This window comes from Olleya sp. KJ81-1 (assembly GCF_055808135.1).
The window spans coordinates 3,331,129-3,354,869 of sequence record NZ_CM147854.1 but is presented as its reverse complement, the minus strand read 5'-3'; the positions used below and the strand labels follow the sequence as shown (position 1 = coordinate 3,354,869).

Genomic DNA, 23,741 nt, shown 5'->3' with positions numbered 1-23,741 from the left:
AATATAATTATCACATCTTGAATCTAAAAACAGCAACATCAATACTTTTTATTCTTCTATTTCAATTTAGTTGGAGCCAAGAATTAGTTTTAAATATTTCTGGAGTTGACTCAAAAGATGATAAAATTATTTCATTTTATGATTACACTAAAAAGCACGAAACCCTACAATCATTAAAAGATGAAATAACACTATTTCAAAATAAACTTAAGAAGAACGGTTATGTTAATAACACACTTTTTAGTATTAAAGAAAATAATGACTCCGTTTTTTCAGCTTTACTACAATTAAATAACAAAATAGAATTTTTAGCTATAACACTAGACAGCTTTATTACTAAGCAAACCTATTATTCAAAATTGAATTTAAAAATATCCAAAGAAAACGAAGTCATAATTCCTTACAGCAATATAGAAAACGAACTTATAAAGTATAATAAAATAATAGCCTCAGAGGGCAACCCTTTTTCGACATTAAAACTAAGCGACATTATTAGTCGTGATCAAAACACATTAACCGCTAAACTTATAATTAGTGACGACGACAATAAAAGAAGTCTTGATAAAATAGTAATTAAAGGATACGAAAAATTCCCGAAGTCCTTTTTAAAACGTTTTTTAAAAATTAATAAAAACAAGACCTTTAATATTGAAGCCATTAATAAAAAAACAAAATCACTAAACAATTTAAGTTTTGCAAGACAATCAAAAAGTCCTGAAATATTATTTACTAAAGATTCCACTCACCTATACCTTTATTTAGAAAAACTAACAAGCAATAATTTTGATGGATACATTGGATTTACCACCAACGAAAACACAAATAAAATTGAATTTAACGGATACCTTGACTTAAGCTTAAATAATAATCTAAATTACGGAGAAACCTTGTACCTAAATTACAAGAGCGATGAAAGTGACCAAAAGAATTTCAATCTTACCACCACTCTACCTTACATATTTTCATCGCCAATAGGTATTGAAGCATCGTTACAAATTATAAAACGAGACTCTTCTTTTATAAATACAAAACAAAAAGGAAACCTTTACTACCAATTAAACGACGCTAATCGCATATATGCAGGAATTGAATCCACCGAATCGAGCAACTTATCAAACACAGAAGATTTTACTAACATCACCGACTTTAATAGCCAACTTTTTACCACAAAATATCAATACAAAACATTACAAAACGAAGAAAGAATTTTCAAAACAAAAACCGATTTAAGTTTAGAGCTTGGAACAGGTTCTAGAAAAACAACCACAAACAGCACTAAGCAAACCTTAATAACCATTATTGGAGAGCACATATTTAAATTAAATCATACCAACAGTATTTATACTAAAGCACTAATACATAGACTTGAATCTGATAATTATTTTGACAACGAGCTATATAGATTTGGAGGAATAAATAACATTAGAGGTTTTACAGAAAACAGCCTAAGTGCAAACAGCCTTAATATGCTAATGACAGAATATAGGTACACGTTAAGCGAAGGCGTGTTTGTAAATACAGTTTTAGACTATGCCAACTTTAAAAACCAACTACTAAACCAAAATGAAAATCTTATAGGTTTTGGCTTTGGATTTGGCATTTTAACAAACAGCGGATTACTACGTTTTATATACGCTAATGGTAAGACAGAAAATGAAACAGTAAAATTCTCAAATTCTAAGATACACCTAAGTTTAACTGCTAATTTTTAGGTAAAACTTATGTTCTTATTGAATATTTCAAAAAAATGAAATTTTAACCAATAAATATTGTTTAATTAACTTTTTATTATGATTTTTGGCATAGACTAATTCAAATAAATTATAAAATGAAAACAAAGTTTAGTGGAATTTTAACGCTATTTCTAGCGTTTGTTGTGCAACTATCGTTCGCACAAGACAAAACAGTTTCAGGAGTTGTTTCTGACGAAAATGGGTTGCCTTTACCTTCGGCAACTATTGTAGTTAAAGGAACTTCTCAAGGAACGACAACAGATTTTGATGGTAATTACTCTATTGGTGTAACAACTGGTGGTGTTTTAACATTTAGTTATGTTGGTTACGGTACTAAAGAAGTAAAAGTTGGTGCTAGTAACAGTATTAATGTAAGCCTTGAGCCAGATAATGCTCTTGACGAAGTAGTAATTACCGTTTTAGGTATTGAAAGAAAAGCGGATGAGCTTACTGCTGCTACTGAAACTGTAGACGCAGAAGTGCTGACACAGGCTTCTAACCCTAACGTAATACAGAGTTTAGCTGGTAAAGTATCAGGATTAAAAATTAACACAACTAATAACGGTGTTAATCAATCAACTCGTATTGTATTAAGAGGTAACAGATCGTTAACAGGTAGTAACGAAGCGTTAATTGTAATTGATGGAGCGATTTCTTCAGCAAATACTTTAGCAAATCTTTCGCCTGAGATCATTGCATCTACAAACGTTATTAAAGGAGCTGGAGGTAGTGCACTTTACGGTTCTCAAGGAGCAAATGGTGTAATCATCGTTACTACTAAAAGAGGAACTAGTGATGAAAAAATCAAAATTGATTTTAACAGCTCAATTCAATTTGAGTCAGTTTCTTTCTTACCAAAAAGACAGACTAAGTACGGTCAAGGTTGGAATGGTGGTCACGTAGCTTATGAAAACGGAGGATGGGGTCCAGAATTTGATGGATCAATAATGCCTGTAGGTTTAGCGCAAGCTGATGGATCTTACATTATGGCACCATATTCTGCTATTGAAGACAATATTAAAGATTTCTTTAAAACAGGTACAATTAAGCAAACAGGAGTTTCTATCTCAGGTGGAGATGCAACATCTTACGCTTTATTATCTGTTAACAGACAAAATACTGATTTTGTTGTAGATGGAGATGAATTAGGTAGAACAAACATCTTATTTAAGGCTGGTAAAACAATCGGAAAATGGGAATTAGGTGGTAACATTAACTATGTTAACTCTAAAACAAGTACTACTACTTCTGCTTTATTTACTGAGTTATTACAAACTGCAACTAACATTCCTGTTGGACAGTTTTCTCAACCTTTAAATCAATACCACTGGACATCATATTACAGAAGTCCATACTGGATGAGAGATAACATCAGAAACAATGATGAGTCTGATCGTTTTAACGGTATCATCAATTTAAAATACCAAATTAATGATAACATTAATGTAAGTTCTCTTTCAAGTTTAAGAACTTTTAGCAGCAACTTTTTAGGATATACTAATGGATATACTGACCTTTTAGGTGTTGGTGGTGGAGATCACTCTACTGTATCTAACTTTAGTACAAACAATCAAGAATCTAAGAATATCTATAACGATATCTTCTTAAACTTTGATTATATGTTAAATGATGATGTTTCATTAAAAGCAACATTAGGTAACAACATACAAGATAACTTATCTACATTCACAAGTGTTGCAGGTAGTAACTTAACTATCCCTGGTTTTTATAACATTGACAACATTACAGGAACACCAACAGTATCTAACAGTACTTCTAGAAACAGAAGTTATGCTGTATTTGCAAGTGTGGATTTAGGATATAAAGATTTCTTATTTGCTACTTTAACAGGTAGAAATGACTGGACTTCAAGATTAAATAGTGATAACAACTCTTTCTTCTACCCAAGTGCAGGTTTAGCATTCATTCCAACTAAAGCATTCCCAGAATTAAAAGGAGATGTTTTAAACTACGCTAAAATATCAGCTAACTACGCAAGAGTAGGTAATGACCGTGTAGGAACTTATGAAATCAACAATACTTACAACCAAGTTAGTGGATTCCCTTTTGGAGGTCTTAACTCTTTTGGTGTAGACACAAGTGTAGCAGATCCAAACTTAGTTAATGAGTTTATTACAAACAAAGAGATAGGTTTAAACTTAGCATTCTTTAAAGGAGACCGTGTAACAATTGGAGCTTCTTACTATGTAACAAATAACACTGACTTAGTAACAAACGTTACTTCATCTACAGCTTCTGGATTAACTCAATCTACAATTAACATTGGAGAAACAGAAACTAAAGGTTACGAAGTTGATTTAGGTATTACACCAATCAGAAATGATAACTTTAGATGGGACTTAAACTTTAACATTGCTTCTGATGAAACAATCGTTAAGAAAGTATCTGATAACACTGATGAAGTTTCATTAGGAAACGGAAATGCAGATGTAGGTATCTTCGCTACAGTAGGTGAAGCTTTCCCTTTAATTAAAGGTACAGGTTACCAAAGAGATCCTAATGGACGTGTCTTAATTGACCCTGCTACAGGAAACCCATTAAAAACGTCTGAATTTATTAATTTAGGAGTTGCAAACCCTGATTATGTATTAGGTTTAAGTACTTCTTTAACTTATAAAGGATTTAGATTAGCTGGTGTATTTGATTACAGAACAGGAGGTCAATTCTGGGCTGGTACTAAAGACTGGTTATCATGGAGTGGACACTTAGTAGAATCTGCTGAAAACGGAAGAAGAGGATTTATATTCCCTAACTCTGCTATCGAAACTTCTCCAGGAGTTTATGCTGCTAACACAAACGTTGTTACAGGTGGAACTACTTACGCTAACTACTTAGATTATTTCTCTAATGAATATAGAGATGTATCAGAAAACTTTGTATTAGATGCAACTGCATTTAAAGTAAGAGAGCTTTCATTAAGTTATAGCCTTAACCAAAAAGCATTAGATGCTATTGGATTTAGCTCAGTAAGAGTAGGTGTAAATGCAAGAAACCCGTTTGTTGTATTACCTAAAGAAAACAGAGGATATGCTGATCCAGAATTCTCTAACACTACAGGAAATGCTCAAGGTTTAAGTGTATCTGGACAATATCCAGCAACTAGAAGTTACGGACTAAGTGTTAATTTAACTTTTTAATAAAATTCAAAGATGAAAACAAAATTTAATATTATATTATTAGTAATTCTTACAATTACTATGTCATGTAGTAATTATTTGGATATCAATGACAATCCAAATAGTCCATCTGCAGATGTTGTAACGCCTGATTTAGTATTAGCAGGTGCATTAGCATCAACATACAGACAACAAGCTAGAAGAATGAACATTCTAGGAAACGTAATGATGAACAGATGGGGAGCTAACGTAAATGCTTTTACAGGTGGTTTCTCTGAAGAATTCTCATTAGCGATTGATAATGGATTTTACGATGACATTTACGATGGTCTTTATTTAACGACTGCTAACTTTCAAGCAATCATAGATTACGATGGTAGTGACTATAACAACCATAAAGCGATTGCTAAAATTATGAAAGCATATTACTTTCAGTATTTAGTAGATTTATATGGTGATATTCCTTACACAGAAGCACATAAAGGTATTGATAACTTAACACCTTCTTATGATGATGATGCTACGATTTACAGATCTTTAGTAACTGAAATTGATGAAGCAATTGCTTTAATAGCTTCTTCTGGATCAGCAACAGCTGTAGGATCAGAAGATATCGTTTACGGTGGAGCAATGTCAAATTGGGCTACTTTAGGTAACACAATTAAATTAAGACTATTATTAAGACAAGCAACTAAAGCTTATACTTTAGGAAATGATGCTGAATTAGCAACATATTTAGATGCACAATTTGCTGCACTAGATGGTAGTAACTTTATTGCTGTTGATGCTGTAATTAACCCAGGATATTCTGATGGACAAGTTGCACAACAAAATCCATTTTACGCTTTAATGTTTTCTAATGATGAGTCGACTTCTGTAAGTTATAATTTTTACAGAGGATCTGATTACGCAATTGAATTCTTAAAAGGTAACTTCCCAGGAGCTATACCAGATGCTAGATTAAGTGCACTTTACGGATTAAATGATGATGACCAATATGTTGGACATACGCAAGGTTTTGATGGTACTCAATCTCCAGAAAGTCTTTCTCCAATTGGACCAGGTTTAGTAATAAACTCTGCTCAAGATGGTTATTTAATGACAGCTGCTGAATCTTTCTTATTACAAGCTGAAGCGCAGTTAATAGGTAAATTAAGTGGTGATGCTCAAACATCATTCCAAGCTGGTATTGATGCTTCTTTCAACTTATTTGGATTAGATTCATCTACTTATAACCCTACTGCTCCAACTATTGGATGGGCTGGAACAGATGCTGAGAAAACTGAAGCTATCATGAGACAAAAATGGGTTGCATTAAATGGAATTAATGGTATTGAATCTTATATCGAGTTTACAAGAACTGGATATCCTTCAGGAATACCTTTAGCTACAACAGCGCAATCATCAACTAGACCAAAAAGATTATTATATCCTTCGTCTGAGTTAATATCAAATGCTTCTAATGTTCCTCCAGTAAGCAGTGCGCAAGCATTTGCAACAGGACCATTCTGGGCACAATAAACTATAAAAAAGAAAAGAAATGAAAAATTTAAGAACTTATTTGTTAGCAGTTTTAAGCTGCTCGCTTTTAGCATCATGTATCGTTGATGACGAAATTGATGTAGACAATGAAAATTTTAACGGTCCTTTAGTGGTTGGTTTTAAAACTGACGACAACTTAGGGAACTTTGTTGAAGAGCCAGGTGCTCAGTTTGATTTTGATATTCCTGTACACCTTATTGGAGGTGCATCTGGACAACCTTCAGGATCAACGATCACTATGTCTTATGAAATTGGAACATTTGCAGATTTAAAAATATCTGAAGATGAATTAGCTGATTTAGAAACAATGTTAGATATTAACAATACACCACTTGATCCAAGTGATGATGTTAGAAAATATCCTATAGCTGTTCCTGGAACACATTTTGACTGGGTTGATACAACTTTAGAAACAACTATACCTGCTAACTCAACATTTGATTTAATTCCAATTAAAGTTAATAACGATGCTTTAGATAATGCAAAAACTACTGTTTTTGTAGTTAACCTAAAAACATTAGTAACAGTGGATAACGTAGTAATTTCTGAGCAATTAGAATCTACTTTAGTAAGATTACAATTATGTCGTACTGATTTAGCTGGAACGTATAGTGTAAACTATGCAACACCTGCTAACCATACGATTGTACACTTAGGAGCTGGTAACTATGAATTAAATAGTATGTTTGGATGGCCAAACAACACTTACAAGTCTTACTTCTATGCTTGTGCTGGTAACTTAATCTTTACTGAATGGCAATTTTCTAACGAAATTATCCAAGGTAGTCCAGGTTATGTTGACCAAGCTACAGGACAATTAGTATTCCCTGAATTTGGTATTGGTGGATCTGCTGGACCTATATATTCTGGAAGTACTTGGATATTAACTTTACAATAAAAAATATAAGACGATGAAATACATTAAAAATATATTATTATCATGTACTGTTGTAGCGCTTACATCATGTGTTAATGATGATGTAAATTACACTACTACAGATAAGCCTACTGTATCTATGACAGGGCAATCTGCTACTAGTATAATGGAAGGAGAAACAATTACTGTTTCTTTAACAACAGATGCTACTTATAAAGAAGAAATGGACTTTAAACTAGAATTAGTTTCTGGTGGATCTAACTCTGACTATATAGTAAGTGATGCAGATGGTTTAGCAGTTGGTGCAACATCTGTGGATGATGGTTTTGGAGCGTTTGGTTACAAAGTAGAGTTTCCTGCATATGCAGAAAACCATACTTTTAACATTACTGCTGTACAAGACGTTGTAAAAGAAGGTACTGAAAATTTAAGATTTAAATTAACAAGTGCTGATAACAAAAATGGATTAGCTGCAGGTGGAGCTATCTTTATTGACTTAGAGGTAACTAACTATGTTAGTGATTTACCATCTATTGTTGTTGATTGGGATATCCCTGTAACTTATGTTACATTAGAACAAAACATTCTTGAAACTACATTAGATGATGTAGAGGTTTCTCATACTGAAAGTTTATGTGGTATTGCAGATTTCGACTTTTATTTAAACTCTTTTGATGCTTATGCTTTTACAGGTGCTTGTCCTGAAGTTGTTGATCAAAACACAGTTAATAGTGGTAGTATCGGAAACGGTGTATTAGCTGATGGTACATACGACTTAGTAGTTGACTTATGGGATTTCGATTTAGGTTTAGATTCTAGCGTTAATGAAGTGTTAACTGGAGATTTTGCATTTCCTTTTAACGTTGAAATTTCACATATTGGAACTTTTAACTCTGGAGTAATAAGTATTCCTGCATTATACTTTTCAAATTCTTCAACTAGCGCAGCTGCTGGAGGATCGGGAGAAACTGTAGTTGCTACGATTGAAGTAGTAGGTGGTAAATATAAAGTTTACAATATGTTAGGTGACCTAGTTGCTGCTGAGTAATTATTATATTTCTTTTACAAGAAACTCATTAAAGAGCCTGCAATTTGCAGGCTCTTTTTTTATACCTTTGCGTCATGGATAAAACAACTCAAATATTTGGACTTAGAGCTATTATTGAAGCTTTAAATGCTGGCGAACATGTAGATAAAGTCTTTTTGCAAAAAGGACTTAAAGGCGACTTGTTTCAAGAATTAGAAACGGTATTAAAAGACAAGAGAGTTAACTCGTCTTACGTTCCAGTTGAAAAATTAAATAGATTAACAAAAAATAATCACCAAGGTGCTGTTGCACAAATTGCTCCTGTTAAGTTTTATGATATCGAGGAGCTGTTTGACATGGTGTCTAAAAAAATACAACTCCGCTTTTTTTATTATTAGATCAACTTAGTGATGTTAGAAACTTTGGTGCTATAATACGTACTGCAGAATGTACTGGAGTAGACGGAATAATAATACAAAGTAAAGGTGCTGCTCCTGTAAATGGTGATACTATTAAAACAAGTGCTGGTGCAGTATTTAAAGTGCCAATTTGTAGAGTGGACCACATTAAAGACGCTGTGTTTTTTCTGCAAGCTTCAGATATTAAAGTTATTGCTGCTACAGAGAAAACAGATAACACCTTATTTGATGTTTCGTTTAAAGAGCCATGTGCTATTATAATGGGATCTGAAGGTCGTGGTATAAATCCATCTATATTAAAAATAGCTAATGAGAAAGCTAAACTACCTTTATTAGGTGAAATAGAATCTTTAAATGTTAGTGTTGCTTGTGGTGCCTTTTTATATGAAGCGGTAAGACAACGTCTATAATTCCTTGTTTTTTTTATACGTATAATTGATAGTAACTGGAAGTGTTACTTCTGGAAGATTGTTTTCAGGTAACTCCTCCTCTACTATGGTTTCGATAAAATTACCGTTTTCATCAAAATGTTTTAAAAACTCATCATCGTCTTCGTTGTAATCGGGTTCTTCCCAAACATATCTTTTAGGTTTTGCTATTTGTTTTCTAAAAAATAAAGCAAATACTAATCCCACGATTAAACCACTTAAATGACCTTCCCAAGAGATACCTTCCTCCAAAGGAATAGTATTCCATATCATACTACCATATAAAAAAGCGACTAGTAAGGACAATGCAATTAGCCTATAGTGTTTAGCAAAAACACCTTTAAAAAAAATAAAACTAGCTAATACATATATTAATCCGCTTGCTCCTATGTGGTATGATGGTCTACCAATGCACCAGGTTAAAAAACCAGATAATAGTATGCCATACAACAGTACTTTAAACGCGATAGGTCTATAAAAATAAAACAAGGCTGTACTTAACACAAATAAAGGTATGGTATTATGCCATAAATGGGAAATCCCAGAATGTATAAACGGACTGCAAATCACCCCTATTAATCCTGTTATTTTTTGAGGGTAGATGCCTAAAAAATTAAGGGAAAATCCAAACCTAATTTCGATAGCAAAAATTAACCATAGCAATATTACAAACCCTATTGGATAAGCAATAACGTCTATGGTAAACTTAAAAGGTTCTTGTTGTTTCATTTGCAATACTTATAGCAAATAGTTAACCACTTTTAATGTCTTGCAATAATGTCAGTCGGTTACTGCGTGAAGGATTACTCATGAATACTATTTTGAAAGAAATCGTGAAGACTTCGTAATTGAATGGTTTGTCTGAAATCCTTTTTGCATTAGCAAAAAGATTGAGTAATGAAAGCCTGACTTTTTTGTTAAGAATGCGCAAAAAAGACACGCCTAAACAAAAATTAATTTAATTTTACAGTTATGAACACGCCTTTAGCAGAACGATTACGTCCACAAACTTTAGACGACTACATAAGTCAGTCACATTTAGTAGGTCCAAACGGGACTTTAACCAGTCATATTAATCAAGGCATTATACCTAGTATGATACTTTGGGGACCTCCTGGTATTGGAAAAACAACGTTGGCTAATATTATTGCGCAAACCTCTAAGCGTCCTTTTTATACTTTAAGTGCAATTAGCTCTGGTGTTAAAGATGTGCGAGAGGTTATTGAGAAGGCTAAAAATAGTGGTGGTTTATTTACTGCTAAAAACCCAATTTTGTTTATTGATGAGATTCATAGATTTAGCAAATCACAGCAAGATAGTTTGTTACAAGCTGTAGAAAAGGGTTGGGTGACGTTAATTGGTGCAACGACTGAAAATCCAAGTTTTGAGGTAATATCGGCATTATTGTCACGCTGTCAGGTTTATATTTTAAAAGCTTTTGAAAAAAGTGATTTAGAGGACCTTTTAAAGCGTGCGATTGAAAAAGACGAGTACTTATCTAAAAAGACTATAGAACTTAATGAAACGAGTGCTTTATTGCGTTTGTCAGGTGGTGATGCTAGAAAACTTTTAAACATCTTTGAACTGGTTGTTAATAGTGAGGATAAACCTATTATTACAATAACAGATACTATGGTTTTAGACAAGGTGCAAAATAATACTGTGCGTTATGATAAAACTGGAGAGCAGCATTATGATATTGTGTCTGCTTTTATAAAATCCATTAGAGGTAGCGACCCAAATGCTGCTGTGTATTATTTGGCTAGAATGGTTGAAGGTGGTGAGGATGTAAAGTTTATTGCTAGACGTATGCTAATTTTGGCTAGTGAAGATATTGGTAATGCTAATCCTACTGCATTGGTCATGGCTAATACAACGTTTCAGGCTGTAAGCACGATTGGTTACCCTGAGTCTAGAATTATATTAAGTCAGTGTGCCACTTATTTAGCAAGTTCGCCAAAAAGCAATGCTGCTTATATGGCTATTAACCATGCTCAACAATTGGTTAAACAAACTGGAGATTTAAGTGTGCCTTTAAATATTAGAAATGCACCAACTAAATTAATGAAAGAAATTGGTTATGGCGAAGACTACAAGTACAGCCATAATTATGAAAATAATTTTGCTAGTCAAGAGTTTTTACCAAAAGAGGTTAGTAATACTAAGTTATACGACCCAGGAAATAATGCTAGGGAAAATGCCCAACGCGACTTTTTAAGATCACGTTGGAAGGAAAAATATGGTTATTAAAACTTAATATTAATTGCCTTTATCTGTAGGTCATTATTAACGTAGTGTGCCAAAACCCATTGATTATTCATTTTATAGATTAAAGCGTCTTGTCCTTTTACAATGTAATAATCCTCTTTACCTGAAAATAGAATAGTATAAACGACAGTGTTATTGGCGTCTAATAGATTATAACTAAATACAGATCCTGTTATTAATTGCGCTTTTAAGGTGTTATCTACTGTAGTAGCTACTTCTAAATTACTATTGGATTTGATAGCTGTATTGGTTGCTTTAACAACCTCATCTTTAGTATCATCTTTAGTAGTTACTTTAGGACTCTCTTCAGTTACTTTATTAGCTTTTAAGGTTTCTATTTCTTGTTTTAGCGCTTCCACTTGCGTTGTTGTACTATTTTCTGATGTCGCTTTGTAGGTGTGCTCAAAACTTGAAAAGGTATTAAATGCATTACGCGTTGCTTCGTTATAGGCTACGATGTACTTTTTATCTCTAGACTCGCCAATATCCGAAGTAAAAACAATTTCTTTTTTACAGTTTTCAAATTGGACGTTTACTTTGGTCTTAAATAATGAAGATGAATTTTTTAATGTTGCATACAATACTAAACAACCATTAGCTATAGCGTCGTCTGGTAAAACATCGGTATTACTAAATACAGTGAAATTTTGTTTTTGTAATAAAAACGTAGTCAAACCATTTAATCTATATTGATCAGGTTCTGACTGAAAATCAAATTGATTAGCCACTACAACATACTTGTAATTATTTAACTTGTCTTGTGCGTTAACACTTGTTAGTAAGCTTACTAACAGGATTACAATTACACTTACTTTATTTGAAATTTTCATAATTATAAATATTTTTTAATGTCTAATAAATGATTAACAACCTTAATTTCTGGACTAATTTCTGCTTTATGATAATTAAAACAAATGGCATCCAATCCAATATCTAATGCGCCTAAAATATCTGCTTCATAATTATCTCCTATCATGATACTGTTAGAGGAATTGGCATTAGCTAACTTTAATGCAAAGTTAAAAATTTGAGGGTTAGGTTTTTTAACACCTGCAACCTCTGCACTTGTAACTGTAGTAAAATAATGATCTAACTTAGATCCTTTTAATTTATTGTTTTGTGCTTCCTTAAATCCATTTGTAATAATATGCAAATTATATTTGGTTTTAAGGTAATCCAACAACTCTATAGTGCCATCAAATACATGATTAAAACTGCTTAGATGGTTAATATAATCTTCAGATATTGTGTTAATCAAATCATCTTCAATACTAAATTGCAATGCATCAAAGGTTTCTTTTAATCTATTGTAACGCAAATTGTCTTTAGATACTTTTTCATCTCTATATAGTTTCCAATATTTAAGATTTATGGGTTCGTAAAATTTTAAAAAATCGGCTAATTTAGTATTAACCTCATGTTTCTTAAAAAGAAAATCAAAGGTTAAAGCAGAGTTTTTATCAAAGTCCCAAAGCGTGTGATCTAAATCAAAAAATATATGTTCTACTTTATTTTTTTTAACATCTAAAATAATATTGAATAAGGTTTTAAAATGTTTCCAACGTTCTTGTTTATTAAAGGTGTAGTTATGAAACACAGGTACAAAAGTACCATTTACATTTTTGATACTTTTAATTAATCTTTTTAAAGATTGTTGTTTATCTAATAACGAGTGATATTTTAAAAATGCAAAATCTAATGCTTGATAAGGTACAATTTTAAGCGGTGTTTGCACTTCAAAATCTACATCATAAAATAAAAATGGAGTACACGTTCCGGCTCTAAACCCTAAATGATTAACGTAACCCATGGTATAATCCTCAGGAATTTCTAACTCGACTAAATTACGATAAGATTCTGGTAAATTAACTTTAGAAAACGAGTGTCTAGAACCCACTATAGCATTGTTTATAATACCTTCCATTCTTGTTTTTTCTTCTTTTAATAAATCCAAATTAGTTAAAGCAAAAAAAGAGGTCTTGATACCTATTTTGCAATAATCTGCAATGTGTTTGATTAACGAAATAAACTTTTGCTTTTGAGGATTTATATTTTTATCATAGGTTGAAAAATCGCCTAATAAAAAGAAAAACACAAACTTATATTTTGAAGCTTTTTGCTTATTAATAATATACTTGTAATTATCCAATGGATCACGCTTAAAACCGGTTAAAACCGAGTAACGCTCGTACAAGCGTCTAAATTTAAAAGTAAAAAAATCTTTAGACGTACCTCCTACAGTGCGCATTATTCCTTTTAATTTATACTCGTAAGCCATAGGAACATCAATAACAGGAATTACAGTATACTTTTGTTCTGGAAAGCTAAAATCTGGATAAGTCGCTTTTAAAATAGCTTTAAATTTATATGCCCAAATATCTACTACAGGTTGGTCTAAAAAGTTGTTTTTATATGCTAAACTCTCTTCTGCTGTGTAGCGTCCAAACTCATCTTTAAGGTGTGGTAAATATTCTTCATACCTACTAATTAAATAAAAAGAAGCTGCAAAAATATCAAATGGTACTGCACTTTTATCTCCTGTTGGAAAAAAACATTTTGTGTCTTCCCAAGGTAATACCGTTATATCAATATCTGATAATCCTTGCTCAAATAGCAACTCATTGCTACGCACAAAAATCTCGTTACTTAAAGGCTGTCTTGTATAAGACATTTTTAAGCTATCATGTGCAATAAACTCTTCAATAACTGTCGTAAAACTAACAGGTACTCCTAAAATTCTAGTACAAATTTGTTTAAAAACATACTTTACTCTAGGTGTTATTTTATGTGTATAAACTAATAGCATATTACAGTATAGATTGATCTGCAAAGCTAAAATAACTTTGCTCTGTAATGATTAAATGATCTAAAACTTTTATATCTAAACTTTGCGCTGCTAATTTTAATTTTAAGGTCACATCCTTATCTGCTTGACTAGGTTTTAAAGTTCCTGAAGGATGATTGTGTGTTAATATTAAGCCTACTGCTCCAACCTCTAAAGCTGTTTTTAAAACTAATCTAGTGTCTACTAATGTACCTGTTATTCCACCTTTACTTAGTTGGCTTTTGTGAATTACTTTATTTGAATTATTTAAATAAATTATCCAAAACTCTTCATGTGGTAACTCGCCAATAATAGGTTGCATCAATTCAAATACAGATTTACTAGAGGTTATCTTCTTTCTTTCTAGTGCTTCTCCTCCTCTACGTCTACGTCCTAACTCCAAAGCTGCAATAATAGTTATTGCTTTGGCTTCTCCAATTCCCTTAAACTCCATTAATTGTTTTATGGTCAGTTTTCCTAATTGGCTTAAATTATTGTCTGTAGACGCCAGAATACGCTTACATAAAGCAACAGCACTTTCTTGTCTATTACCAGATCCTATTAAAATGGCAACCAACTCTGCATCACTTAAGGCGACTTTACCTTTGTAAAGCAGTTTTTCTCTAGGTTGATCGTCCTGAGACCAGTTTTTTATTGAAAATGAAGTACTTTTATCAGACATTTTATAAATCTACACAATATTTAGTAAATTTTAAATGAAATAAAATACTTTGAACTTATAACGTTATAAATCTATTGTATCCTCCAGCAAAACATCAAGAAAATGATAAAGGACACTTATTAGAAGTGATAAAAACATATCCTTTAGCAACTATTATATCTGTAAAAGATAACACACCTTTAATTACACATTTACCATTAATATATCGTGAAACTGATGGTAAATTAATTGGCCACATTGATATATATAATCCACAAACTAATCTTTTAAAGGATGAAAACGAAGTCACTATCCTTTTTTATGGCCCACAATGCTATATATCGCCTAGCATATATACAACTACTCAATTACCAACTTGGAATTATATTAGAGTACATTTAACTGGAAAAGTGACTAAAATTGAAAGTACTGAAGCTTTAAAACAATCGTTGATTACCATGACTGAATTTTTAGAAGCTCCAGACCACAACTATGTTTTGGAATCCGACAATCCTAGATTAGATAAAAATTTAGAGTATATTAAAATGTTTGAAATCACAATAAACACTTGGGAAGGTAAGTTTAAATTGTCTCAGGATAAAAAACCAAAGGATAAAGAAAATGCACGTGAAGCCTTAATAAAAGCTAACCAAGAAAGCATTAAACAATTTTTAGAATCAATTTTTTAAAAATATAATTATGGATATACTATTAAACCTTGTTATTGGATTTGTAACGTTATTACACGTATACTTTTTATATTTTGAAATGTTTGCTTGGGAAACTACAGGTCGTAAAGTTTTTAAAACTTTTCCAAAAGCGCTTTTTAAACCTACTAAAAGTATGGCTGCCAACCAAGGCTTGTATAATGGGTTTTTAGCTGCTGGATTATTATGGACTTTTTTTATAACTAATCAATACTGGCAATCCAATATTAGATTGTTTTTTTTAAGTTGTGTAACTATTGCTGGTATTTATGGAGCGATGAGTGTTTCTAAAAAATATTTTTTGTACAAGCACTTCCTGCTATAATTGGCATCCTATTGGTACTATTTATTAATTATTAAAAATACTCACTATACTGCATGACCCTAAAATCAAAAGTATTAAAACTTGGGTCTTTAGCTTTTAACTGCTTATATAATGGATTACTACCAATAGCGATATTTGCTGCTCCAGATCCTGAGGTTAGTGATACAGTTTTAATTAAACGCTCTTTTTTATTACTGAATAAATTATCTTTAATGTTATCAACTGTGTTTACAGCATTTGGTAACATAAATTGATGAATTTTAGGCGTGATTTTGGATACCAACTTTAAAGAAATATTATAGTCTTTAATATGTTTTCTAAAAAAATATTCAGGTCCATTTTTGCTGTTACCTCCTGTAAACAATAAGGTGTCAATATTTGGATACTTTAGTAAATAACCAATTAAATCGCGTAGTTGTATATTAGTCATGCCTAGGTCTGAAGCATCTATTTTTTCTCGTTCTGCACTAGCTACAATATCACAAACACCAATTTTATTTTGAATTAAAAAACGCTTGCGTTGTTGGATGGCTTCTTGAGAGTTATCATAACGCAAACCTAAACTGTGAATTTTATCAATATATAACCATAAACTGTTATAATAGCTTCCATAGCAAAAGTCTACGTCTTTTTCTAATAACTGTCCAGTAGTAAAACGTGGTGGTGGTAAAGTACCGACTATTAGCTTAGTGGTATCTTTTTTAATAAATGGTGGATATGGATGTATATGTTTAAACATCGTATAATTTAAGTATAAAATAAAGTCCAAATAAATTTTATAACAACTTTAATAATATAACCTTGTTTAAAAATAGTGCTTTTACTACCTTATACTATAATTTTAAAATAAAAAAAACATGGGTAAAGGAGATAAAAAATCCAAACGAGGAAAAATTAACAGAGGTACATTTGGCACTAGACGTCCACGAATTAAAAAACGTGTAAAACCTGAAACCAAAATTAATGTGGACAAAAAAGATACGGTTAAACCTTAAACCGTTCTCCTATTTTTTTACCAACGACATAAGCACCATAAATTGCTAAGATCAATATTACTATAGTACAAAAAATATACAGTGGATATAATATAAAGTTATGCTCTGAATTTAAACATATAGTGTCTGTTATACAAACAGTAATTACCTGATCGTATAATTTAGGCAGCAAAAAGCTAACTAACAATAAAGCACCTATTACAGAAAGCAAATACGTAACATTCTTATTTTTTTTAGGCTTCCCTGTTGCTTTAAATAAATCGCGTTCTGATTGTGTACGTTTATTATCTTGTAAAGACCAAGTCTTTTTGGGTTGAGAGGTTTCCATCAAATTGATAATTATTGTAGTTAAACTGTTTTAAATCTTCTATGGTTTGAGCGTTAGTATCAATAACGTATTTAGCCATTAAACCTCTAGCCTCTTTGGCATAAAACGATATTATTTTAAGTTTACCGTTTTTAAATTCTTTAAAATTTGCTGTTACGACTGGTACTTTAAGTGCTTTTGTATCTATTGCTTTAAAATACTCGTTACTGGCTAAATTAAGAAACACTTCGTCGTCTTCTAGTTCTTGGTTTAAGGCTTTGACTATATCTTTTTTCCAAAATTCGTATAGATTTTTATTACTTCCTACTGGCATTTTTGTTCCCATTTCTAGTCTGTAGGGTTGTATTAGGTCTAACGGTTTTAAAACACCGTATAAACCGGATAAAATCCTGATAGTATCTTGAGCAAGGTCTAACTTGTCTGCTGCAATATTATAAGCGTCTAACCCTTTATATACATCTCCATTAAAAGCATACATTGCTGGTCTAGCATTATCCTTTGTAAAAGGTAGTGTCCAATCTTGATTACGGTTATAATTTAATTGTGCTAAATTATCGCTAATACTCATTAATTGAGATAGGTCTTTAGGCTTTTGCTTTTTTAATACCTTATTTAATTTTGTGGATTGCTCTAAAAAAAGAGGTTGTGTCGCTTTTACTGTAGGTAATTTGCTTTCAAAATCAAGGGATTTTGCTGGAGATATAACTAGTTTCATTGTGTTTTTATTTCTGATATAAAAATACAAATTATATGACCTTTATAAAAGCTGAAACTATAGTAATTTTATATATTAAAATGTGTGTTTACTATCGCTAGTCTTTGCGTTAGCGATAGTAATGACATCCTTTTTTTGCTGCCATATATGGCAAAAAAAGATATAATGGATAGCGCGACCCTTGTGGTAACGCCCAAATTATATTTTATAACTTATTCCATGTGTTTGGAATAGCCTCTCCACTTTTCAATACATTCCTGAATATCTTCTGGAATTTCAGACTCAAAACTCATAAATTTATTTGTTGTAGGATGCACAAAGCCTAGTGTTTTTGCGTGTAGTGCTTGACGTGGTAATACTTTAAAACAGTTATCTACAAATTGCTTGTACTTGGTAAACGTGGTTCCTTTTAGTATTAGGTTTCCGCCATAACGCTCGTCATTAAACAAGGTATGTCCAATGTGTTTCATGTGGACACGTATTTGGTGTGTGCGTCCTGTTTCTAGCTTACAGCTGACTAAAGTAACATAGCCTAAACGCTCTAAAACCTTATAGTGTGTTACTGCTGGTTTACCTTTGTCTGCATCGTCGTCTAAGTATACTGTGTTTTGCAGTCTGTTTTTTGGATGACGTCCAATGTTACCTTCTATGGTACCTTCTTCCTCATCCATATTTCCCCAAACTATTGCGACATATTCACGCTCGCTTGTTTTGGCTTTAAACTGTGCTGACAAATGTGCCATAGCGACTTCCGTTTTTGCTACAACTAATAAACCTGATGTGTCTTTATCTATCCTATGGACTAATCCTGGACGATCGCTAGAGTTGTTAGGTAAATTATCAAAATGAAATATTAATGCATTAATTAGTGTCCCAGAATAATTACCATGTCCTGGATGGACAACCATACCTGCTGGTTTGTTAACGACTAGCAATTGGTCGTCTTCATAAACAACATCTAATGGTAAATCTTCTCCTACCAATAGGTTTTCGTGTGGTGGATGCTCAAAACGCACTGCAATAACGTCTTCCGGTTTAACCTTATAATTGGATTTAACTGGTACGTCATTTACAAATATGCTTCCGTTTTTGGCTGCATCTTGTATTTTATTACGTGTTGCGTTTTCTATTTTGTTCATTAACCATTTGTCTATACGTAATGGTTTTTGACCTTTATCTGCTGTAAAAGAATGATGTTCAAATAGTCCATCTGCATCTTCCTCTTGTAATTCTGGTGTGTAGTCCTCCATAATTTAATTGCCTCCAGGACGGTTACCGTTACCTAGCACGACATCTATTACTGCTGTTTTAGGCAGTTTTGTGTTAGGTTTTAATGTTTCTCCTTTATGACGTAATTCTCTAACCATATCTTTACCAATATGGTCAACATATATTGTTTTTCCTATTTTAAAGCCTAATGCTTCAATTGTTGGTTTTGCTTGTCTAAAACTTTTATGACTTAAATCAGGCACTGCTATTTTACGGTATCCTGACGGATTTAATGTAATGTATATTTTACGGTTTTCTTTAACTTTAGCGCTTGCTTTTGGGTCCTGCTCTATTACAGAAAACTTTGGGTAATCGGGATTAAAATTAGCCGAGTCCTGAATTTGCATTACCAAGTTGTTTTTTTCTAACTCTATTTTTGCAACTTCTATCGATTTTCCTGTCAAATCCGGAACCGTTTCAAACTCGTTATTATTTGTAGTAATGTTTAACCACTTAAGCATTAAAAACACTAAAACAACCACAGCGACTACTGCTATTGCTAATTGCTTAAAAAACACTTTACTTTTAAGAAAATTGATGACACTCATTTAACTAATTTTTGTAGGCAAATATATAAAAACTAAAAGGTTTTATCTTCGGAATAAAATAAATGATATTTTTACAAAACGAATATTTTAATGGTTTATTGAATATCTGAAATAATTTAGATTTAAATGAAAAAAAACATTGCCATAATAATGGGAGGTTATTCTAGTGAATATAAGATCTCTCTTACCAGCGGAAACGTGGTATATCAAAATTTAGATAAGGTTAAATATAATGCCTATCGCATACATATCTTTAAAGACAAATGGGTGTATGTAGACGATGCAGACCAAGAATTTGCTATTGATAAAAACGATTTTTCTGTAACTATAGACAATACTAAAGTTACTTTTGATTGTGTTTTTAATGCTATCCATGGTAGTCCAGGAGAGGATGGTTATATGCAAGGCTATTTTAAATTATTAAACTTACCTCATACTAGTTGTGGCATGTATCAGGCTGCTGTTACTTTTAACAAGAGAGACTGTTTAAGTATTTTAAAACCTTATGGTATTTTAACTGCTGAAAGCTATTACCTAAATTTAGGTGATCCCGTAAATGAGGAGAATATTATTACTAAAGTTGGATTACCTTGTTTTGTAAAGGCTAATAAAGCTGGAAGTAGTTTTGGTATTACAAAAGTGCACAAAAAAGAAGACCTACAACAAGCAATTAACCATGCTTTTAAAGAGGATGACGAAATAATTATAGAATCTTTTTTAGATGGTACTGAGGTATCTGTAGGTGTTATTACTTATAAAGGCGAAACTAAAGTTTTACCTATCACAGAGATTGTAAGCGAAAATGATTTTTTTGATTACGAAGCTAAATACCTTGGTAAATCTCAAGAAATTACACCTGCAAGATTAACTAAAGCACAAGAAGCCAAAGTAAATACTGTAGCTAAAAAGGTCTATGAGGTTTTAAGAATGACTGGTTTTTCTAGAAGTGAATTTATTTTTAAAAATAACGAACCTCATTTATTAGAAATGAATACCATTCCTGGTCTTACTAACGCTAGTATTTTACCACAACAAGCGCAAGCTGCAGGAATTAGTATGCCTGATTTATTTGGAAATGCTATTGAAGAAGCTTTAAAATAAATAGCCTATATTTAATAATTAACCAAATCCCCAAACACTATGGTTTTTTACGGAAGTAAAGCTAGCAAACTTAAAGAAGGTCAACTTATAAATGTAAAATGTCCCAATTGCACAGAAGGACAAACTATGCATTATACTATTTATGGCAAATATGCTTACGTATATTGGATCCCTTTATTTCCTATAGGTAAAACTTATGTTTTAGAATGCAACCATTGTAAACGCACGTACAACCTAAAAGAACTACCTGAACAAATAAAACAAAAGTTTGAACTAGAAAAAACAGGCGTTAGGTTTCCGTTATGGTATTTTAGTGGATTGATAATTATTACTCTTGCTATTTTAGTTGCAACATACTTAAGTAAAAAAGATGACGAAAATGATACCTTGTATATTAACAATCCTAGGATTGGAGACGTGTATTCCGTTAAGGCTTCACAAACTGGATATTACACATCTATGAAGGTTACTACAGTCACATCAGATAGTATTTACGTCATTTTTAATGATTATGAAATAGATAGAAAATCTAAAATTTATAAAATAAATAAAACAGAAAATTATACCACAGAGCTAGATGGCTACTCAAAACAGGAAATAAAAACCCTTTTTGAGCAAGAGTACATTTACGAAGTGGATAGAGATTAAATTAAGATAATTATGAAACGAGCACTTTTTCCTGGATCCTTTGATCCTATCACATTAGGTCATTTGGATATAATAAAACGTGGCGTAAAACTTTTTGATGAAGTAGTTGTGGCTATAGGTGTTAACTCTGAAAAAAAATATATGTTTTCTTTAGAAGACCGAAAACGTTTTTTAGAAGACACCTTTAAAGATGAACCTAAAGTAAAAATAATGACCTATAAAGGTCTGACTATTGATTTTTGTAAAGAGATTAATGCTCAATTTATTTTACGTGGTTTACGTAATCCTGCTGATTTTGAGTTTGAAAAAGCAATTGCACATACTAACAGAAAACTATCAAAAATAGAAACTGTATTTTTATTAACTGCTGCCAGAACATCCTACATAAGCTCTAGCATTGTTAGAGAAGTAATAAGAAACAATGGTGATTACACTGTCTTAGTACCAGATAGTGTTAGGGTTAAATAACCTGACAATAAAAAAAGGCGAGCATCAAATGCTCGTCTTTTTTTATTTAAAATTTATATTCTGATAGTGGTTTAGGGAAATCTTCTGGATTAGCTGCTAAATGATACCTAGGATCATCAATAGCCTCTACAACAACCTCTCTAAACTTAGGACTAGATTTATATAGTAATACTTTACAATCTTCGCTTAAATGCTTTAAACGTATTTGCTTACCTTCTTTCTCATACTTTTCAACTAAATTAAAAATAGCCTCTAATGCAGAATGATCACTCACACGAGATTCAACAAAATCTATTTCTATTTTCTCTGGATCGTTTTTAGCATCAAACTTATCATTAAACGCTTGAATACTTCCAAAAAATAATGGTCCCCAAATTTCGTAAACTTTAGTACCATCTTCTTTAATACGCTTTCTAGCTCTAATTTTTGTTGCGTTTTCCCAAGCAAATACTAAAGCCGAAATTATTACACCAATAAATACTGCAACTGCTAAATCAACAAATACTGTAACTAAGGATACCGTTATTAGCACCACTGCATCAGACATTGGTATTTTCTTTAATATTCTAAAACTAGACCATGCAAAAGTTTCGATGACCATCATAAACATCACACCTACTAAAGCTGCAATTGGCACCATTTCTATTAACTTATCTGCAAACAAAATAAAGGACAATAAAGTCACAGCCATCATAATTCCAGATAATCTACCACGTCCACCTGCATTAATATTAATAACCGTTTGACCAATCATACCACAACCACCTGTACCACCAAACAATCCTGACACAATATTTCCTGCACCTTGCGCCACACATTCTCGGTTACCGTTTCCTCTGGTTTCTGTCAATTCGTCAACTAAATTCATAGTCATTAAAGACTCAATTAATCCAACAGATGCTGCTAAAAATGCTGGTAAAGCAATAAATTTTAAAGTATCTAAATTAAATGGTAATTTCTCCCAAAGCTCCATATTTGGTGTTGGAAATTCTCCTTTTAACCCTGTTCCTCCACCTTCAATAATATAAGATCCTACAGTAGATACGTCCATATTAAATCCAATAACAATTAAACTGGTTACTAAAATAGCAGTTAATGCTGCAGGCAACTTTTTGGTTATTTTAGGTAATCCCCAAATAATTCCCATAGTTAATAATACCAATCCAATCATGGTATACAACTCAGAGCCTTGCATGTAGGTGCTCACATATTCGTTTACTCCTGCATCAGACACTTTTAAGGATTTATGAGAAAACATTTTTACTTGAGCCATAAAAATAACGATAGACAAACCGTTTACAAATCCCATCATTACAGGATGCGGAATCAATCTAACAAAACGTCCTAATTTAAAAACACCTGCAAAAATTTGTATAATTCCCATTAAGACCACACAAGCCATCAGATAGAAAAAACCCATGTTTTCAATAGGTGTATCCATTAACATCCCTTTGGTATGACCATCCGCAATCATAGTTACAAAAATAACTGCTACAGCTCCTGCTGCTCCAGATATCAAACCTGGTCTACCTCCAAAAATAGCTGTTATCAATCCTATAATAAAGGCACCTGATAATGCCATTAAAGGATCTATTTGTGCTACAAAAGCAAAAGCCACTACTTCTGGAATCATTGCTAAAGACACGGTTATTCCTGCTAATACATCATCTTTTGCGTTCGGAACTATTTTTCTAATAAACTCTGTCATATCTTCAATTTTT

Annotated in this window: 20 protein-coding genes and 3 pseudogenes; 13 read left to right on the top strand and 10 right to left on the bottom strand. The window is 32.1% G+C overall.

Annotated elements, in window-relative coordinates; genetic code table 11:
- The first annotated feature begins 17 nt into the window (after window positions 1-17).
- From AC0L3M_RS15670 to rlmB, 6 genes and pseudogenes are all read left to right on the top strand, one after another.
- Window positions 18-1,712 carry a POTRA domain-containing protein gene (locus AC0L3M_RS15670; RefSeq protein WP_473431350.1) on the top strand — a complete coding sequence of 565 codons (1,695 nt, stop codon included), beginning with the start codon at window positions 18-20 and terminating at the stop codon, window positions 1,710-1,712.
- A gap of 116 nt (window positions 1,713-1,828) precedes the next feature.
- A complete protein-coding gene (locus tag AC0L3M_RS15665) occupies window positions 1,829-4,891 on the top strand; it encodes a SusC/RagA family TonB-linked outer membrane protein (protein ID WP_473431349.1) in 3,063 nt (1,020 codons plus the stop codon).
- A 12-nt stretch (window positions 4,892-4,903) separates the two neighbouring features.
- Window positions 4,904-6,391 carry a SusD/RagB family nutrient-binding outer membrane lipoprotein gene (locus AC0L3M_RS15660; protein ID WP_473431348.1) on the top strand — a complete coding sequence of 496 codons (1,488 nt, stop codon included), beginning with the start codon at window positions 4,904-4,906 and terminating at the stop codon, window positions 6,389-6,391.
- Window positions 6,392-6,410: 19 nt separating this feature from the next.
- The gene (locus AC0L3M_RS15655; RefSeq protein WP_473431347.1) at window positions 6,411-7,310 is read left to right on the top strand and encodes a hypothetical protein; all 900 of its coding nucleotides are present in this window, start codon (window positions 6,411-6,413) and stop codon (window positions 7,308-7,310) included.
- A gap of 13 nt (window positions 7,311-7,323) precedes the next feature.
- Complete coding sequence (locus AC0L3M_RS15650) at window positions 7,324-8,337, top strand: hypothetical protein (RefSeq protein ID WP_473431346.1); 1,014 nt, start codon at window positions 7,324-7,326, stop codon at window positions 8,335-8,337.
- Window positions 8,338-8,411: 74 nt separating this feature from the next.
- Window positions 8,412-9,145: pseudogene (rlmB, locus tag AC0L3M_RS15645) on the top strand (23S rRNA (guanosine(2251)-2'-O)-methyltransferase RlmB).
- Here the strand turns inward: rlmB and AC0L3M_RS15640 are convergent.
- On the bottom strand, window positions 9,140-9,892 hold the full coding sequence (locus AC0L3M_RS15640; RefSeq protein WP_473431345.1) for a rhomboid family intramembrane serine protease: 753 nt from the start codon (window positions 9,890-9,892) through the stop codon (window positions 9,140-9,142). The pseudogene rlmB and the gene AC0L3M_RS15640 overlap by 6 nt on opposite strands.
- 243 nt (window positions 9,893-10,135) lie before the next feature.
- On the opposite strand from AC0L3M_RS15640, the gene AC0L3M_RS15635 reads away from it, so the two are divergent.
- Window positions 10,136-11,413 carry a replication-associated recombination protein A gene (locus tag AC0L3M_RS15635; RefSeq protein ID WP_473431344.1) on the top strand — a complete coding sequence of 426 codons (1,278 nt, stop codon included), beginning with the start codon at window positions 10,136-10,138 and terminating at the stop codon, window positions 11,411-11,413.
- Here the strand turns inward: AC0L3M_RS15635 and AC0L3M_RS15630 are convergent.
- The 4 genes and pseudogenes from AC0L3M_RS15630 to radC form a co-directional block, all read right to left on the bottom strand.
- Entirely contained in the window at window positions 11,410-12,261 is an 852-nt protein-coding gene (locus tag AC0L3M_RS15630) for a hypothetical protein (protein ID WP_473431343.1), read from the bottom strand. The genes AC0L3M_RS15635 and AC0L3M_RS15630 overlap by 4 nt on opposite strands.
- Window positions 12,262-12,263: 2 nt before the next feature.
- Window positions 12,264-12,875, bottom strand: a pseudogene (locus AC0L3M_RS15625) (HAD family hydrolase); the annotation flags it as partial.
- Between the two features lie 78 nt (window positions 12,876-12,953).
- Window positions 12,954-14,237, bottom strand: a pseudogene (locus AC0L3M_RS15620) (polysaccharide deacetylase family protein); the annotation flags it as partial.
- A gap of 1 nt (window position 14,238) precedes the next feature.
- A complete protein-coding gene (gene radC, locus AC0L3M_RS15615; RefSeq protein ID WP_145000942.1) occupies window positions 14,239-14,937 on the bottom strand; it encodes a RadC family protein in 699 nt (232 codons plus the stop codon).
- A gap of 74 nt (window positions 14,938-15,011) precedes the next feature.
- On the opposite strand from radC, the gene AC0L3M_RS15610 reads away from it, so the two are divergent.
- Entirely contained in the window at window positions 15,012-15,605 is a 594-nt protein-coding gene (locus tag AC0L3M_RS15610; RefSeq protein WP_473431342.1) for an FMN-binding negative transcriptional regulator, read from the top strand.
- A gap of 10 nt (window positions 15,606-15,615) precedes the next feature.
- Entirely contained in the window at window positions 15,616-15,948 is a 333-nt protein-coding gene (locus AC0L3M_RS15605) for a DUF1304 domain-containing protein (RefSeq protein WP_473431341.1), read from the top strand.
- 31 nt (window positions 15,949-15,979) lie between these two features.
- Here AC0L3M_RS15605 and AC0L3M_RS15600 read toward each other — a convergent pair whose 3' ends face one another.
- A complete protein-coding gene (locus AC0L3M_RS15600; RefSeq protein ID WP_473431340.1) occupies window positions 15,980-16,687 on the bottom strand; it encodes a uracil-DNA glycosylase family protein in 708 nt (235 codons plus the stop codon).
- A 118-nt stretch (window positions 16,688-16,805) separates the two neighbouring features.
- Between AC0L3M_RS15600 and AC0L3M_RS15595 the strand changes: the two genes are divergently transcribed.
- Window positions 16,806-16,943: a 30S ribosomal protein THX gene (locus AC0L3M_RS15595; RefSeq protein WP_145000950.1), complete on the top strand. Its 138-nt coding sequence runs from the start codon at window positions 16,806-16,808 to the stop codon at window positions 16,941-16,943.
- A 284-nt stretch (window positions 16,944-17,227) separates the two neighbouring features.
- On the opposite strand, the gene yaaA is transcribed toward AC0L3M_RS15595, so the two are convergent.
- The 3 genes from yaaA to AC0L3M_RS15580 all read right to left on the bottom strand — a co-directional run bounded on the left by yaaA (window position 17,228) and on the right by AC0L3M_RS15580 (window position 19,803).
- Window positions 17,228-17,986 (bottom strand): peroxide stress protein YaaA, encoded by a 759-nt coding sequence (gene yaaA / locus AC0L3M_RS15590; protein WP_473431339.1) that lies wholly within the window; start codon window positions 17,984-17,986, stop codon window positions 17,228-17,230.
- A gap of 212 nt (window positions 17,987-18,198) precedes the next feature.
- Window positions 18,199-19,236 carry an RluA family pseudouridine synthase gene (locus AC0L3M_RS15585; RefSeq protein WP_473431338.1) on the bottom strand — a complete coding sequence of 346 codons (1,038 nt, stop codon included), beginning with the start codon at window positions 19,234-19,236 and terminating at the stop codon, window positions 18,199-18,201.
- A 3-nt stretch (window positions 19,237-19,239) separates the two neighbouring features.
- Entirely contained in the window at window positions 19,240-19,803 is a 564-nt protein-coding gene (locus tag AC0L3M_RS15580) for a PASTA domain-containing protein (protein ID WP_145000957.1), read from the bottom strand.
- 126 nt (window positions 19,804-19,929) lie between these two features.
- Here AC0L3M_RS15580 and AC0L3M_RS15575 point away from each other — a divergent pair, with 126 nt between their 5' ends.
- Genes AC0L3M_RS15575 through coaD form a run of 3 tightly spaced genes read left to right on the top strand, consistent with a single transcriptional unit; the run spans window position 19,930 to window position 22,020 of the window.
- The gene (locus tag AC0L3M_RS15575) at window positions 19,930-20,904 is read left to right on the top strand and encodes a D-alanine--D-alanine ligase (RefSeq protein WP_473431337.1); all 975 of its coding nucleotides are present in this window, start codon (window positions 19,930-19,932) and stop codon (window positions 20,902-20,904) included.
- Between the two features lie 39 nt (window positions 20,905-20,943).
- The gene (locus tag AC0L3M_RS15570) at window positions 20,944-21,552 is read left to right on the top strand and encodes a zinc-ribbon domain-containing protein (RefSeq protein WP_473431336.1); all 609 of its coding nucleotides are present in this window, start codon (window positions 20,944-20,946) and stop codon (window positions 21,550-21,552) included.
- A 12-nt stretch (window positions 21,553-21,564) separates the two neighbouring features.
- On the top strand, window positions 21,565-22,020 hold the full coding sequence (gene coaD / locus AC0L3M_RS15565) for a pantetheine-phosphate adenylyltransferase (RefSeq protein WP_145000963.1): 456 nt from the start codon (window positions 21,565-21,567) through the stop codon (window positions 22,018-22,020).
- A 46-nt stretch (window positions 22,021-22,066) separates the two neighbouring features.
- Here the strand turns inward: coaD and AC0L3M_RS15560 are convergent, their stop codons facing one another.
- On the bottom strand, window positions 22,067-23,728 hold the full coding sequence (locus tag AC0L3M_RS15560) for a SulP family inorganic anion transporter (RefSeq protein WP_145000965.1): 1,662 nt from the start codon (window positions 23,726-23,728) through the stop codon (window positions 22,067-22,069).
- Window positions 23,729-23,741: the final 13 nt, after the last annotated feature.